The sequence below is a fragment of the Thermosipho sp. (in: thermotogales) genome (assembly GCF_020054775.1).
GTDB classification, from domain to species: Bacteria; Thermotogota; Thermotogae; order Thermotogales; family Fervidobacteriaceae; genus Thermosipho; species Thermosipho africanus.
Genome location: NZ_JAIHAP010000039.1, coordinates 1 through 15,457, shown reverse-complemented (window position 1 = coordinate 15,457; position 15,457 = coordinate 1). Strand labels below are relative to the sequence as shown.

Below are 15,457 nucleotides of genomic sequence, written 5' to 3'. Positions count from 1 at the left end.
ACCTGCACCAATCATAAATTTATATGGTTCAAACCATCTTGCATATGCAACTTTCCCAACTTCTTTATTAATAGAAGGCTTATTCCAAATATAATTGTAAACAAATTCACCATTTTTTCTTGCACCTTCAACTAAATCAACTACCACATATTTACCATTTGGATCTTTCACATTATCAGCTTTTTACCTTCTAAAGTAGGATGAACAATTCCAACATAGTTTTTATCAAATATAAATACGTAATTACTACCTTCAAATTTCATAGAACCTACGTATTTCTTAATCAATTTAATAGCCTCTTCATGAGTTATTTGACCAGATTTTTCCATATTGTATATATTTTCTATAATTCCATAAGCGCTATTCACAACATCTTTTACCGCTTCTACTTTCAAATTCGTTAGCTCATTCTTTGTAATCAAAAAATTAGTTAATAAAAAGGAAAATGTCAAAACCAAAGCTGATGCTAAAACAATAGTTAAGATTAACTGAGTTAAGCTTCTAAATTTCATCTTAATACCTCCTTTGAAAGTAAGTTTATTTGTATGTTAAGAAATTAAATACTGATATTATTATATCAAAAAAAAATCAATTTAATTAACGCAAAGTTAACTATTTTACAAACAGGTTACTATATTAAGATAAACTTTAGATTAAAAAAGTAAAAATAATAAAAAAATTATCCGATATTAACTAAACTTATAAAAACTTTAATTAAAACTATATTATTAATTAAATAAAATAAAACCAGCACCGAGTGCTGGTTTTAAAATATTATTTTTATTCAAATTTTGATTATATATTCTTTGACCAATAATTTGGTGGCTCTTTAGTAACAATTATGTCATGTGGATGGCTTTCTTTTACAGAGGCAGGTGTTATTTTTATAAATTGAGCTTTTTGCTGAAGTTCTTTAATATTTGCAGCTCCAACATATCCCATACCTGATCTTAATCCGCCAATCAATTGATAAACAACATCTTTTACATTACCTTTAAAAGGAACCATTCCTTCTACACCTTCAGGTATAAATTTTTGATTTCCACTTTGAAAATATCTATCTGCACTACCTCTGCTCATTGCTCCAAGTGATCCCATGCCTCTATATGATTTATATTTTCTTCCTTGGTATAATATAGTCTCTCCTGGTGCTTCCTCAGTACCTGCAAATATACTTCCTAGCATTACTGTTTCAGCACCTGCGGCTAATGCTTTTACAATATCGCCAGAAAATCTAATACCACCATCTGCTATAATTGGCACATCATATTTTTTTGCAACCTCCACACAATCCATTATTGCAGTAAGCTGTGGAACTCCTATTCCTGCAACAACTCTTGTTGTACAAATTGAACCCGGGCCAATTCCAACCTTTACAGCGTCTGCACCATTTTTAATTAACTCTTCTGTTGCTTGAGCTGTTGCTACATTACCAGCAATCACCTGAAGATCTGGAAATTCTCTCTTTACCATTTTTAAAGTTTCAATTACTTTTTTAGAATGACCATGTGCGGTATCGATAACTATTACATCTACTCCGGCTTTTACTAATGCTTCAACTCTAATAAGAGTATCTTCACTTGTTCCAACTGCTGCGCCAACTAACAATCTCCCTTTTGAATCTCTTGATGCATTCGGATGTTCAACTACACTCTTAATATCTTTTATAGTAATTAATCCTGCCAGAGTACCATCTTCATTAATAAGAGGAAGTTTTTCAATTTTATTTTCATGTAAAATATCTCTAGCCTCTTCAATGGAAATTCCTTTTTTTGCAATTACTAATTTATCTTTTGGTGTCATTAATTCAGATACTTGTCTTTTTGGATTTCTTTCAAAACGGATATCTCTGTTTGTAATTAACCCCAAAAGTTTATTATTTTCATCTACAACAGGCAATCCTCCAATTTTATATTCTGCCATTATTTTATCAGCTTCTTCAACTGTTACATTCGGCAATATAGTAACTGGGTCATCAATTATTCCATTTTCTGTTCTTTTAACTATTTTAACTTGATGTGCTTGTTCTTCAATCGTCATATTCTTGTGTATTATACCAATTCCACCTTCTCTAGCTATAGCTTTTGCAAGCTCTGCCTCAGTTACAGTATCCATAGCCGCACTTAAAAGTGGTATTTTAAGTTCAATTTTTCTGGTAAGTCTAGTAGTTACATCTACTTGTGCTGGTAAAACTTCACTATAACCTGGTACCAACAAAACATCATCAAATGTTAATGCTTCTCTCATAGATACACCCCCGCTTTCAGTTTTTATATTAAAATTCTTCTAATGTTGCAACAAACGCTCTTGATAATGCATAAAGATAATCATTTGATAAGTTTTCTGCTATATATGATTCTATTTCATCCATATGTTGCCAAATCTTATCAAATGCCAAATTAAACATCCTGTTTACAGCATTTCTAGTCCAAATCTCCTCGGGCCAATCTCCATCTTCAAAAATTTCAACCAAAATTTCTCCCACTTTTTCAGCAAAATTTTCCATGAAATAATTTGTATAAACTACTACAAGATCTCTATTAATCTCATATCTTTCTGCATCTAATTTTTCTAAAATTTCTTTTGTTTCTTTACTCAATTTTTCTTCATTTCCCCAAAATAAAGCATCTAAGGATCCAATTTTAATTGATTCAATATCCCCAGAAAGTTCCTCTATTGTTTCTAACATTTCATCATCGTCTAATTGTTCAAACAAATAACTTTCATCATCTTCATCATCAAATTCTTTATAATGACATTCCTCAATTATACTCTCTATATTTTCAAGCAGAAAATCTTTTATATCTTCATCACTCAAAACTTCATCATAATTATAATAAACTATTTCAGAATAAACTTCATTAAAGTTAATAATAAAATTACGTAAAAATCTTACATAATCTTCATCCGACAAACTTTCTAAAAAATTCATAACACAATCTCCTGCGTCACCTTCACAATCAATAAAATCTGATTCTTCTAAAGTTTCAATAATCTCATCTGGCGATTCATAAACAATATCTTCAATGGATGGAAATAAAGTCTCTTTTTGAGGTAAAATTCCAAAACTAATCCCTTTAATATCATTTTTTTCAGTTAGTTTAAAATAGTCACTTATTCGCTCATCATTTGTAACATCATTAACTCTATAAATAGGCATTTTTACACCTCCAAAAAGTAAAATGAAATTTATCTTCTTAAAATTATTCGGTAGAGATAGTAAAAATACATACTAAGAAATACTACTGCTTCAAGTCTAAATATCCTCTTTCTAAAGATTGAAAAAACAAACAATAATACAGCCAGTAAATTCATAACTATAAGATCAATCGTAAAATTATTAACATCAACAACTAAATTTCCAAACAATGAGCTAACACCTAGTATCAGTAAAATATTAAAAACATTACTTCCCACTATATTTCCAACTAAAATATCATTTTCACCTTTTACTGTCGAAATAACACTAACAACAATTTCAGGCAATGACGTTCCAACAGCAACTATAGTTAAACCAACGAAGGTTTCACTAAGATTAAAAAGCTCTGCAATTTTTACAACATTTCTAATTGTCATTTCTCCACCAACAGAAACTCCAACTACACCTAAAACAATTAAAAATATAGAAAACCATGTACTCTTAACTTCTTTAACTTCTTCTTCAAATTCTTCTTGAACAATTTCTTTTGCACTAGTTATAAGATAGTATATATAGATAATCATCAATAATAAAAACACTATTCCATAATTCCAAACTAAATTATAATCTTTCAAAAATAACACCGTAAAAGTCAAAGTTGAAATAAGCATGAAGGGCATTTCAGCGCGTATGGTTTGCTTTTTTATAGGAATTGAAACAAATAAAGCCGACAAGGCAAGAGCAAGCGAAATATTAGCAATATTACTTCCAACTACATTTGAAATTGAAACACTTGAATAACCTTTAAAAACTGCAACTAACGAAGCGACAAGTTCTGGCAATGATGTTCCAAAAGCAACAACTGAAAGACCAACAACCATTTTTGAAACACCCAAATTTAAAGCTACAGATACCGCTCCTTCTACAAGCCAATCTGCTCCTTTAATTAGCAAAATAATACCAATAATAAGCCCTATAAAAGTCCAAAACATATTTTTTAAGACCTCCCCAATTAAAAATATCTAAATTCAACATATGCTATAGAAATTATCAAAGAAATTAATGATGGTATAAGAGAAAATTTCATATACTCTTTAAAAGAAACAGATCTTTTTGAATATTTTAATAGCATGGTAATTGCAACAATATTTGCAGATGCACCAATTTGTGTAAGATTTCCTCCAAAACATACACCAAGAGATAAAGCCCACCAATAAGGATTTAGATTAACAAAAGTAGAGTTAATTGAAGGAAGCATCTTAATTACAGGAATCATTGTCGCAGTAAATGGAATATTATCAAAAAATCCACTAACTACAAATGACATAATAATCAAAAACATTCCAAATAATTTTGGGGTACTTCCAAAATTTTTGCTTAAAATCATTGCTAAATTTTTTAAAATTCCAGTATCTTCAAGTGCACCTGTTATAATAAACAAACCTATAAAGAAAAATATAGTTCCCCATTCAATTTCACCAAAATGTTTTTCAACATTTTTTGGGTCAATAACCAAAATCGATAAAAAACCCATTCCAAATGCTATGACTGAACTATGCACTCCTATTTTTTCTTGAATTGTAAATAAAATTATTACACTAATCAACAAAACTGTAGATTTAATTAAATTACTTTTTGTAATTTCAATAGCAGAAAATTCAAAACTTATATTTTTTTTCAAATATTTTTTATTTTTTAATACAAAATATAAAATAATAGTTCCCCAAGTTATTAATGTGGCTGGAGAAGTATTCAGTATAAAATCATTAAAAGTAAGCCTTGCTGCATTTCCAATTAAAATATTTGGGGGATCACCTATTAGTGTAGCTGTACCACCAATATTAGAACTAAAAACCTCTGAGAGAACAAAAAAGGTAGGATCAATACCCGCGGCATCAGCAACTGCAAGTGTTATTGGAATAAAAATCATTATTGTGGTTACATTATCTACAAAGGCCGAAAAAAATGCTACAAAAAAGTTTAAAAGAATAAAAATAGATAAAAATGAATTTTTAGAAAAATGAATCAGTTTAAAAGCTACATATTCAAAAAAACCAGTACTTTTAACAGCAGAAACAAGAAGCATCATTCCAATTAAGAGAAAAATAGTATCAAAATCAACATAATTTTTAAACAAGTAATCAGGATCTTCAAATACTCCAAAAAAAGTTAAGATAAAAGCACCTAAAACTACAGAAATTGATCTATGAACTTTTTCAGAAATTATTAAATAATATACAACAACAAAAATAAATAAAGAGATAATTGCATCTATAGTCAAAGTATTACCTCCCAATGTTGTCTATTAAAAAAAACAGGGCTTTTAAGCCCCGTTGGAGCGGGCGACGGGACTCGAACCCGCGGCCCTCAGCTTGGGAAGCTGATGCTCTACCACCTGAGCTACACCCGCTCAATTACATTTTTATTATATCAAATACCATTTATATTTTCAAGTTTTATAACTTTATCATACCCTGGAATCCCATAAATGCTAAAGACAACAAAGATGCTGTAATCAACGCAATTGGAAGTCCTTCAAATGGTTTTGGTAAATCATATAATTCCAATTTTTCACGAATTGCACTAAATATTATTAATGCTAAAAGAAAACCAAGCCCCGCACCAAGAGAATTAAAAATTGTTTCTAAAAGATTGTAATTATTCATACTATTTATAAGGGCAACACCCAATATTATACAATTTGTGGTAATGAGTGGAAGAAATATTCCAAGTGCATCATACAAGTTTGGATTATTTTTCTTTAAAAACAATTCAACAAATTGAACAAACGATGCAATAACCAAAATAAACGCAATTGTTCTTAAAAATTCAAGGCCAAGTGATATTAAAAGTCTATCAACAAACCAAGAAATTGTAGAGGACATTACAAGAACAAATGTTGCTGCAAGACCCATTCCAACGGCTGTATCCATTTTTTTAGACACACCTAAAAACGGACAAATACCTAAAAATCTCATAAAAACATAGTTATTAACAAGCATTGCTGATAATAGTATCAAAAAAATCTTCATTTAGTGTTCCCCCTTTCTTTCCTCTTCATACCTATATATGCAAAAAGTGCAGCAAGTAAACCTAATGTCAAATAAGCACCAGGGGGAAGAATCATGATAAACACATTAAATGCTTTACCCCAAATTTTTACATCAAATAATGTACCACTTCCAAGCAATTCTCTAATTGCACCTAAAAGAGTTAAACTTGCTGTAAAGCCAAGACCCATTCCAAGACCATCTAACATTGAATACCAAACATTATTCTTTGATGCAAATGACTCTGCTCTACCCATAATTACACAGTTAACAACAATAAGAGGAATAAATAATCCTAATGTTTTCCAAAGATCGTATACATAGGCATGCATCAAAAGATCAACAATTGTAACAAAAGATGCAATTATAGTTATAAATATTGGAATTCTTATTTTTTCAGGAACTGCTTTTCTCAAAAGAGAAACAACTATATTTGACATAACTAAAACAGCAGTAGCAGCAAGCCCCATTCCAAAACCATTCTTCGCGCTAGTAGTAGTTGCAAGTGTTGGACACATTCCTAATGCTTGAACATAAGTAGGATTTTCTACAATAAAACCTTTACTGAATTCTTTCCATGATCTGCTTGCCATTAATTATTGCACCTCCTTTTGCAAATATTCGAACATTGCGTCAATAGTTGATGCAACTGCTCGAGGTGTAATAGTTGCTCCTGTCATTACATCACTTATTTTTACAACTCCAATCTTTTTTGCTTCTTCAGGCGAAAGATTAGATTTTCCAGCATCTTTGTCAACTTTAACTCCATTTTTTAAACCTTCATATGGGATAGGATAAAATCTCTTTTGAGATGTCTCTTCAGATATCTTTGCTCCAAGTCCAGGTGTTTCTTGTGAATATTCAATAACCCTTATTGATAAAAGATCAATTTTTTTATTATTTACTAAAAAGGATGCTATTGTAATAACTTTTCCACCATAGCCAATACCATACCCCTTTAAAACGTAAACCTTTCCTCTTTCAGTATCAAAATTTAAAACAGGGGTCAAAACAGCACTAGTTCCTTTTTTAAATATTTCTTTTTCTTCCTCTTTTGAACCCTTTAATACTGCTTCTTTTATTACTTTCTCTTTTACTAATAGATTCCCATTTTCTGTAAGAACAAACTTAACCGCGTCAATGGTATTTTTCAATTCAGCTTCTTTTATTGCAGCTTGGGTTGAAGTATAGATAAATCCTAAAATCAAGCCTGCAACCAAAGTATATATCATCAAAATTAGACCTGTTTTTATCATATCTTTCATGATTTCACCTCACCAAAAATGCGTGGTTGTGTGTATCTATCAATAAGTGGAACAAATGCATTCATTAAGAGAATTGATAATGAGACCCCCTCTGGATAACCCGCAAAATACCTTATTAGTAAAGTCATAACTCCAGCACCAATACCAAATATAGCTTGCCCTTTTATTGTCATAGGACTTGTAACCATATCAGTTGCCATAAATAATGCACCTAACATCAAACCACCACTGAGAATATGAAATAGAGGTGTACCAAATGTTGGATTTGCAAAATAGAAAAACGATGACATAACAAAAACAGTTCCTATATAAAAAATTGGAATCATCAATTTTATTCTTTTTCTAGCAACAAGGTATGCAAAACCTATTAGTAACAATAAAACACTCGTTTCACCTATGGATCCTGCTCTATTTCCTATAAACAAATCCCAATAGCTTACATTTACACTTCCTGTTTCTTTTAAAACGGCAAGTGGTGTAGCAGTTGTTTGAACATCAACCCATTTAGAAAAAGAAAGTGTAGGTTTATACCATGTCGTCATTTGAACTGGAAATGAAACTAACAAAAATGCCCTCCCAGCAAGTGCGGGGTTAAATATGTTCATTCCAAGTCCACCAAAAGCATGTTTTGCAACACCTAACGCAAAAACTAATCCAAGTAAAAATACCCACCATGATGTTGCAGGACTAACATTCATAGCAAGAAGTATTCCTGTTACCGCAGCACTCCCATTTGGCACAAAATTTTTATCTTTTCTAAGTACTTTCATAATAAATAATTCAAATAATTCACCAAAAAATGCACCTAAAATAGCAAGAAAAAATGCATAAAAACCAAAAAAATACCATGCACCTATTAAAGCTGGTAATAAAGCTATAATAACATCCAACATTACTTTTGAAGTTGTGTCATTTGATCTTAAATGTGGAGCATTTCCAGTAATCAACTTCATCATTTCTTCCCTCCCCTCAGGGCCCTATACACTTTTTTAGCAAGTTTAATAGTTTTAACATGTTCAATCTTAGCAGGACAAATATACGTACAAGAACCACATTCTATACAATCCATTAATCCTATACTTGCTGCTTCATCATATCTTTTTTTCTTTCCAAGCAAGTCTAATAAGTATGGCTGGAGTCCCATTGGACATACATTTACACAATAAGAACATCTAATACAAAAGGTGCTTTTCTGTTCATGTGGAACAATACTTGTAATTCCATTATTTCCCTTTACTATTGGAGTTTCTATATTGTTTATAGGTATTCCCATCATTGGTCCACCCATTAAAACCTTTATTTCTTCAAGTCCTTCTTTAAATCCTTCACCTAAATTATCCACAATCCATGAAATAGGAGTACCAATTCTTATCCACCAATTTCCTGGTTTTTTAATTGCTTCCCCAGTTAAGGTTAAGCCTCTTTCTATAAGAGGTTTACCATCAATTACTGCTTCCTTAATTGCATACATAGTACTTACATTTTGAACTACAACTCCAACATCCAATGGAAGGCCACCACGTGGAACACTTCTTTTTGTAACAGCATAAATTAATTGTTTTTCAGCACCTTGAGGATATTTTGTTTTTAATGGAACAACAGTAACTTTTCCTCTCCATTTATCATTTAAAAGATTAATTGCATCAATTTTATTATCCTCAATTCCTATATACACATTTTTAACATTTAAAATTTTCTTTACAATTTCAATACCTAACAAAATCTCTTCATGCTTTTCTAACATCATTCTGTGATCAATTGTCAAGTATGGTTCACATTCTGCACCATTTATAATTAATGTATCAATTTTTTTATCCTTTGGAGGATTTAACTTTATATGTGTTGGGAACATTGCACCACCAAGTCCTACAATACCTGCTTTTTGAATGATATCAAGAAGCTCTTCTTTTGAAAATTTCTCAAAATCACCATGAGGAAGAAGCTCCCAATCATCTTCAGATTCTCTTTCAATAATAACTGCGTCAACTGCTTTTCCAAAAATTATATTACTTATCTTTTTAACTTCAACAACTTTACCAGTTACTGGTGAATGAACATACGCAGAAACGAACCCGGAAGGTTCACCAATAACTTGACCAGTTTTAACTTCATCACCAACCTGCACTACAGGTTTTGCAGGAGCACCCGCATGCTGTTGCATAAATACTATAACCTTTTCTGGTAAAGGGGCTTTTTTAATTGGAATATCTTTACTCAACGACTTATTTTCGGGAGGATGTACTCCTCCCAAAAAGCTCGATAGCTTCAAGACACCACACCTCCCAAAAAATTAAAATTCACCATCCAATTTTACATTATAACACACTACTTCGAACTTTTCACAATCTTAAAGAATATGTTATAATAAAGAAGAAATTAATTAAGAGGTGATTAATATGGATTATCTATTAAAATTACTAAATGGAAACTTTGTTGATAAAGTTACAAGACTTCCAAATGAATCTTTTTTTAATACCGTATACTCTATGCTGAGTAATTCGAATTCAACTTTTTTTGTAATAACACTCGACCTTGATTTTGATTCACTCGCAGAGGATGAAATAAATTTCGTAATTGCAAGAGCTGCATCTGTAATCAAACACAGTGTAAGAATTCCAAAAGATTTTGTATTCAGGAGCGGCCAAAAAAGATTTTCAATAATTTTACATGGGATTAATGAAATAACAGCCAAACAAATTGCAAATAGAATAAAAGAATCATTAGACTATTTGTTTTTAAATTATAAAGATAAAAACATAAAAATTGATACAAAGATAAAAATAGAAAAATTGGGAGGTGCAATTGGTGAATAATGAAATTGGCACAAGGTATGATCCAGCAAATATTGAAACAAAATGGTACAAATTTTGGCTAGAAAAAGGATATTTTACTCCTAAAAAAGATGGCCCAAAATATTCGATTGTTATTCCTCCTCCTAATATTACTGGAAAAATACACATGGGTCATGCTTTAAACATAACCCTTCAAGATATCTTAGTAAGATTTAAAAGAATGAATGGATTTAAAACTTTATGGGTACCAGGAGAAGATCATGCAGGTATAGCAACTCAAACAGCTGTGGAAAAAGCTATTGAAAAAGAAGGTAAAAAAAGAGAAGAACTTGGAAGAGAAAAATTTTTGGAAATTGTTTGGGATTGGGCTAACACATATCGTAATACTATTAAGAATCAAATAATGGCTATTGGTGCTTCAGTTGATTGGACAAGAGAACGTTTCACTTTAGATGAGGGACTTTCAAAAGCTGTAAAAAAAGTTTTTGTTTCTCTTTATAAAAAAGGACTAATCTATAAAGGCAAATATATAGTAAATTGGTGTCCTAGATGTAAAACTGTTCTTTCCGATGAAGAAGTCGAATATGAAGAACACGATGGAAAATTATATTACATAAAATATCCTTTTGCTGATGGTAATGGCGAAATTATAATCGCAACAACACGCCCTGAAACCATGCTAGGAGACACTGCTATTGCTGTTTCGCCTTCGGATGAAAGATATAAAGAACTTATTGGAAAAGAAGTTATTGTTCCACTTGTTGGAAGGAAAATAAAGATAATAGCTGATATGCATGCAGATCCTGAATTTGGAACTGGTGCTTTAAAAGTAACACCTGCACATGATCCTAATGACTATCTAATTGGTCAAAGACATAATCTTGAATTTATTAATATTTTCAAAGATGATATGACAATCAATGAAAATGGTGGAAAATATAAAGGTCTTGATAGGTATCAAGCAAGAGAAAAAATAGTAGAAGATTTGGAAAAAGAAGGTTATTTAGTAAAAATTGAAGATATTAAACATTCTGTTGGTCACTGCTATAGATGCAATACAGTTATAGAACCTATGCTAATGGACCAATGGTTTGTTAAAATGAAGCCTCTTGCTGAAAAAGCTATTGAAGCTGTTGAAAAAGGTGAAGTAAAGTTTTATCCTGATAGATGGAAGAAAGTATATTTAAATTGGATGTACGAAATCAGAGATTGGTGTATTAGTAGACAACTTTGGTGGGGACATAGAATTCCAATTTGGTATTGCCAAGATTGCGGTCACATTAACGTTTCTGAAGAAGAAGTTAAAAAATGTGAAAAATGTGGTAGTACTAATCTAAAGCAAGAAGAAGATGTTCTAGATACTTGGTTTTCATCTGCACTTTGGCCCTTTAGTACACTTGGCTGGCCTGAAAATACATCCGATTTGAAAGAATTCTATCCAACAGATGTATTAGTCACAGGTTTTGATATAATCTTCTTCTGGGTTGCAAGAATGGTCATGATGGGCTATGAATTTATGGGCAAAAAGCCTTTCAATGATGTTTACATCCATCAACTTGTGAGAGACAAATTCGGAAGAAAAATGAGTAAATCCTTAGGAAATGGTATAGATCCATTAGAGGTTATTCAAGAATATGGTGCAGATCCAATGAGATTCACTTTAGCTCTACTTGCTGCCCAAGGAAGGGACATTAAACTTGATATTAAAAACATAGATACTAGTAAAAAATTTGCTAATAAAATATGGAACGCAACAAGATTTATAATAATGAATTTGGAAGATTATAAAGAAATTCCTCTTGAAAATCTTAATTTATCTGATAAATGGATCCTTTCAAGACTACAAAAAACTATAAAAAACGTAACTAATGCAATCGAGCAATATGAATTTAACCTTGCAGCAAGAGAGATATACAATTTCTTCTGGGATGAATTCTGTGACTGGTATATTGAAGTATCAAAACCAAGACTAAAAACTGAGGAAAAGCATCTTGTTCAAAACGTCTTAGTTACTGTTCTAGATAATAGCTTAAAATTATTGCATCCGTTTATGCCATTTATTACTGAAGAATTATGGCAAAAACTTCCAACATCAGGAGAATCAATTACGGTATCTGAATGGCCAAAAGTTAATGATAAATTAATAGACAATATTAGTGAAAAACGCTTTTCATTATTAATGAATATTATAAAAGGTATTAGAAATGTAAAAGCAGAAATTAACATACCTCAAAGTCAAAAAGTAAATATTTCTTCAAATCATGACTTTACAGAAGAAGAAAAGTTATATATAAGAACTCTTGGAAATGTAGAAAATATAAAAATCAGCGATCAAAAGCCTGAAAAATCAGCAAGTGCATTTGTAAATAATGAATTAGAAGTTTACGTTGAACTTGGTAATTTAATAGATATTGAAACTGAAATAAATAGACTTAACAAAAAAATTGAAAAACTTGAAAAAGATGCACAAAAATTTAGAATCAAACTTAGTAACAAGAAATTTTTGGAAGGTGCACCTGAAGAAATTGTGGAAGAAGCAAAAGAAAAGTTAGCAAACATAGAAGAACAAATCAAAAAAATTAAAAATATAATTACATCACTAAAATAAGAAGTGATAATATGGAGTATTTAGACGCATTAAAATACTTATACTTTAAACGACCTTATGGAAAAATTAAAATAGGACTTTATAGAATAGAAGAATTATTAAAAAGGCTCAACAATCCAGAGAAAAATTATAAATGCTTTCATATTACTGGATCAAATGGAAAAGGAAGTACTACAACATTTCTACATTATTTAGCAAAAAATCATGGGTATAAAGTGGGGGGATATTTATCTCCCCACTTATCTTCAATTCTTGAAAGATTTCCAATTAACGGAAAATATATATCAAAGGAGCGCTTTTTAAATGCCTTTAATCTAGTTAAGAAATACTCTGAAGAAATGGATAAAAAAGGTGAAGAATTTTCTCCAAGTTTTTTTGAATTTGCAACTGCTCTTGCATTTGAAATAGATAAAGAGGAAAACGTAGAAATTTCAACCATTGAAGTTGGTCTTGGAGGCAGATTTGACGCAACTAATGTAATTATTCCCGAAGTTTCAATAATTACCACGGTAAGTCTTGAGCATACAAAAATTCTCGGGAACTCTCTTGAAAAAATTGCGTATGAAAAAGCTGGAATCATAAAAGAAAATAGACCAGTAGTAATTGGTAATGTTCCAAAAGAAGCTAAAAAGGTTATATATAATATTGCTGCAGATAAGAATGCAAAAGTATATGAACTTGGAAAAGACTTTGATTATGAAGTTGTAGAATATCAATTTGGAAAAAATATAATAAATTATTACGGTGAAACTACTATTAAAGGGCTTGAAGTAAATTTAAACGGGACACATCAACCCATAAACGCAGCAATTGCCTTAAAAGCATACGAGTTGTTTGAAAAAATTGATTTAAATAATACTTTTGTAGCATTTAAGGAAGCATTTATACCTGGGAGATTCGAAATGTTCAATGGTTTTCTCCTTGATGGCTCACACAATCCACAAGCTGCTGAAAAATTTTTGGAAAACTTAAATATATACTTCAAAAACGATAGTAAAATAGCATTATTTGGAATTTTAGATGATAAAGATAAAATCTCTGTTATTTCAAAACTGATACCAGAATTTGAACATGTTATAGTTACTTGCCCACCATCACACAGAGCTATAAATTGTTTAGAAACATATGAATTGGTTAAAGACTTTTCAAAATCTTGTGAATTTATAGCTGATCCAATACATGCAATCGAAAAACTAAAAGAAATGAAAGCTGATTTAAAAGTTGTTACTGGTTCATTTTATCTTGTTGGTTTCATAAGAAGCTATTTAGGTAAGGGTTATATAGATGAAGAGTTAAAATTAATGAGGAGGTGATAATTTGGAAATTTTAGAATTAATTTGGAAAAAAATTTTAGAGAAAGAAGCAATTGAACCTGTTATTTTGGATATGTCAAATACTAATGTTCCTACAGATTATTTTATAATCCTTACTGCTAATAGCAACACTCATATGAATAGTTTAAGAGATACAATATTAGATTTATTATCTGAAATTGGAAAACAAGTAATTTATTATGACAAAGAAGATAATCATGAATGGCTAATAATTGATGCATCAGACATTGTTATACATATTTTTACAAAAGAAGCAAGAGAATTTTATGACCTTGAAGGATTATGGATTGATGCCAAAAAAATAAAGGGTGAAAAATAATGATTTTAAGAAATGCATATGTTTTAAGAAATTGGAAGTCCAATATTGAGAAGGTTGACATAAAAATTGATAAAGGAAAGATAATAAAAATTGATAAGAATTTAAAAGATAATGAGGATGAAGAATTTGATCTAGATAATAAATTAATAATTCCAGGCCTTGTAAATACACACACTCATGCAGCAATGTCTATTTTAAGAGGTATTGCAGAAGATTTACCTTTTAACAAATGGCTTTTTGAACATATAATACCACTTGAAGAAAAATTAAACGAAGATATAGTTTATTTTGCATCTATGCTCTCAATGATGGAAATGTCTAAAAACGGTATTGTAGCTTTTTGTGATATGTATATGTTTGAAGATTCTGTTGCACAAGCTGTAAAAGATTTTGGGATGAAAGCACTTTTAACTAGGGGACTTGTTTCAGAAGAAAACAAAATTGAAAAAAGTAGACTTAACGAAGCACTTTCTCTTTTTGAAAAGTGGCATGGTATTGATAATAGAATTTTCGTAGGACTCGGTCCACATGCTCCTTATACCTGCTCTTTAGAAGCTTTAAAGGAAATTGGTAAACTCTCCAGAAAATTAAAAATTCCTGTTACAATGCATTTATTTGAAAATAAATGGGAGAAAGAGCAATTTTCACTTTCACAAATTCTTTCTTCTGGAATTGCTGATTATCATTTCCTTGCTGTTCACTGTGTCCATCTTGATGATAATGATATTAAAATGCTAAAAGATTTTAATGTGTTTATATCTCATAACCCTACTAGTAATTTAAAATTAGGAAATGGTATAGCACCTATTCAAAAAATGATTGAAAATGGTTTGACTGTAGCTCTTGGAACGGATGGACCTGCTAGTAACAATTCTCTTGACATACTATTTGAAGCTCGAATTGCTTCTCTATTACAAAAAAAGGACAATCCTCAAAATCTTGACATTAAC

Annotated in this window: 14 protein-coding genes, 1 tRNA gene and 1 pseudogene; 5 read left to right on the top strand and 11 right to left on the bottom strand. The window is 30.6% G+C overall.

What is annotated here, in order from left to right:
* From JG780_RS07370 to rsxC, 11 genes and pseudogenes are all read right to left on the bottom strand, one after another.
* A pseudogene (locus JG780_RS07370) lies at nucleotides 1-512 on the bottom strand (cache domain-containing protein); the annotation flags it as partial.
* A 283-nt stretch (nucleotides 513-795) separates the two neighbouring features.
* On the bottom strand, nucleotides 796-2,247 hold the full coding sequence (gene guaB, locus JG780_RS07365; RefSeq protein WP_012580478.1) for an IMP dehydrogenase: 1,452 nt from the start codon (nucleotides 2,245-2,247) through the stop codon (nucleotides 796-798).
* Between the two features lie 28 nt (nucleotides 2,248-2,275).
* Entirely contained in the window at nucleotides 2,276-3,160 is an 885-nt protein-coding gene (locus JG780_RS07360; RefSeq protein ID WP_287569847.1) for a hypothetical protein, read from the bottom strand.
* A 29-nt stretch (nucleotides 3,161-3,189) separates the two neighbouring features.
* Entirely contained in the window at nucleotides 3,190-4,131 is a 942-nt protein-coding gene (locus tag JG780_RS07355; RefSeq protein ID WP_287569845.1) for a calcium/sodium antiporter, read from the bottom strand.
* A gap of 20 nt (nucleotides 4,132-4,151) precedes the next feature.
* Nucleotides 4,152-5,420: an ArsB/NhaD family transporter gene (locus JG780_RS07350; protein ID WP_012580477.1), complete on the bottom strand. Its 1,269-nt coding sequence runs from the start codon at nucleotides 5,418-5,420 to the stop codon at nucleotides 4,152-4,154.
* Between the two features lie 53 nt (nucleotides 5,421-5,473).
* Nucleotides 5,474-5,549 (bottom strand) — tRNA-Gly (locus tag JG780_RS07345).
* Nucleotides 5,550-5,595: 46 nt separating this feature from the next.
* The gene (rsxA, locus tag JG780_RS07340) at nucleotides 5,596-6,171 is read right to left on the bottom strand and encodes an electron transport complex subunit RsxA (protein WP_004102926.1); all 576 of its coding nucleotides are present in this window, start codon (nucleotides 6,169-6,171) and stop codon (nucleotides 5,596-5,598) included.
* Nucleotides 6,168-6,782, bottom strand: coding sequence for an electron transport complex subunit RsxE (gene rsxE / locus JG780_RS07335; RefSeq protein WP_114702788.1), 615 nt, complete (start codon nucleotides 6,780-6,782; stop codon nucleotides 6,168-6,170). Before rsxE ends, rsxA begins: the two co-directional genes overlap by 4 nt.
* A 3-nt stretch (nucleotides 6,783-6,785) precedes the next feature.
* Nucleotides 6,786-7,454 carry an RnfABCDGE type electron transport complex subunit G gene (locus tag JG780_RS07330; protein WP_004102924.1) on the bottom strand — a complete coding sequence of 223 codons (669 nt, stop codon included), beginning with the start codon at nucleotides 7,452-7,454 and terminating at the stop codon, nucleotides 6,786-6,788.
* Nucleotides 7,451-8,407, bottom strand: a complete 957-nt coding sequence (locus JG780_RS07325) for an RnfABCDGE type electron transport complex subunit D (RefSeq protein WP_287569849.1) — start codon at nucleotides 8,405-8,407, stop codon at nucleotides 7,451-7,453. The genes JG780_RS07330 and JG780_RS07325 overlap by 4 nt, the downstream gene beginning before the upstream one ends.
* Nucleotides 8,407-9,723 carry an electron transport complex subunit RsxC gene (gene rsxC / locus JG780_RS07320; protein WP_114702786.1) on the bottom strand — a complete coding sequence of 439 codons (1,317 nt, stop codon included), beginning with the start codon at nucleotides 9,721-9,723 and terminating at the stop codon, nucleotides 8,407-8,409. The genes JG780_RS07325 and rsxC overlap by 1 nt, the downstream gene beginning before the upstream one ends.
* A gap of 127 nt (nucleotides 9,724-9,850) precedes the next feature.
* Between rsxC and JG780_RS07315 the strand changes: the two genes are divergently transcribed.
* From JG780_RS07315 to JG780_RS07295, 5 genes are all read left to right on the top strand, one after another.
* Nucleotides 9,851-10,267 (top strand): diguanylate cyclase domain-containing protein, encoded by a 417-nt coding sequence (locus JG780_RS07315; protein WP_004102920.1) that lies wholly within the window; start codon nucleotides 9,851-9,853, stop codon nucleotides 10,265-10,267.
* Nucleotides 10,260-12,854: a valine--tRNA ligase gene (locus tag JG780_RS07310; RefSeq protein ID WP_287569841.1), complete on the top strand. Its 2,595-nt coding sequence runs from the start codon at nucleotides 10,260-10,262 to the stop codon at nucleotides 12,852-12,854. The genes JG780_RS07315 and JG780_RS07310 overlap by 8 nt, the downstream gene beginning before the upstream one ends.
* A gap of 11 nt (nucleotides 12,855-12,865) precedes the next feature.
* On the top strand, nucleotides 12,866-14,167 hold the full coding sequence (locus JG780_RS07305; RefSeq protein ID WP_004102916.1) for a bifunctional folylpolyglutamate synthase/dihydrofolate synthase: 1,302 nt from the start codon (nucleotides 12,866-12,868) through the stop codon (nucleotides 14,165-14,167).
* 4 nt (nucleotides 14,168-14,171) lie between these two features.
* On the top strand, nucleotides 14,172-14,507 hold the full coding sequence (gene rsfS / locus JG780_RS07300) for a ribosome silencing factor (protein WP_004102912.1): 336 nt from the start codon (nucleotides 14,172-14,174) through the stop codon (nucleotides 14,505-14,507).
* Nucleotides 14,507-15,457, top strand: a 951-nt coding sequence (locus JG780_RS07295; RefSeq protein ID WP_287569839.1) for an amidohydrolase family protein, incomplete at its 3' end; no start/stop codon positions are given. The genes rsfS and JG780_RS07295, both read left to right, overlap by 1 nt.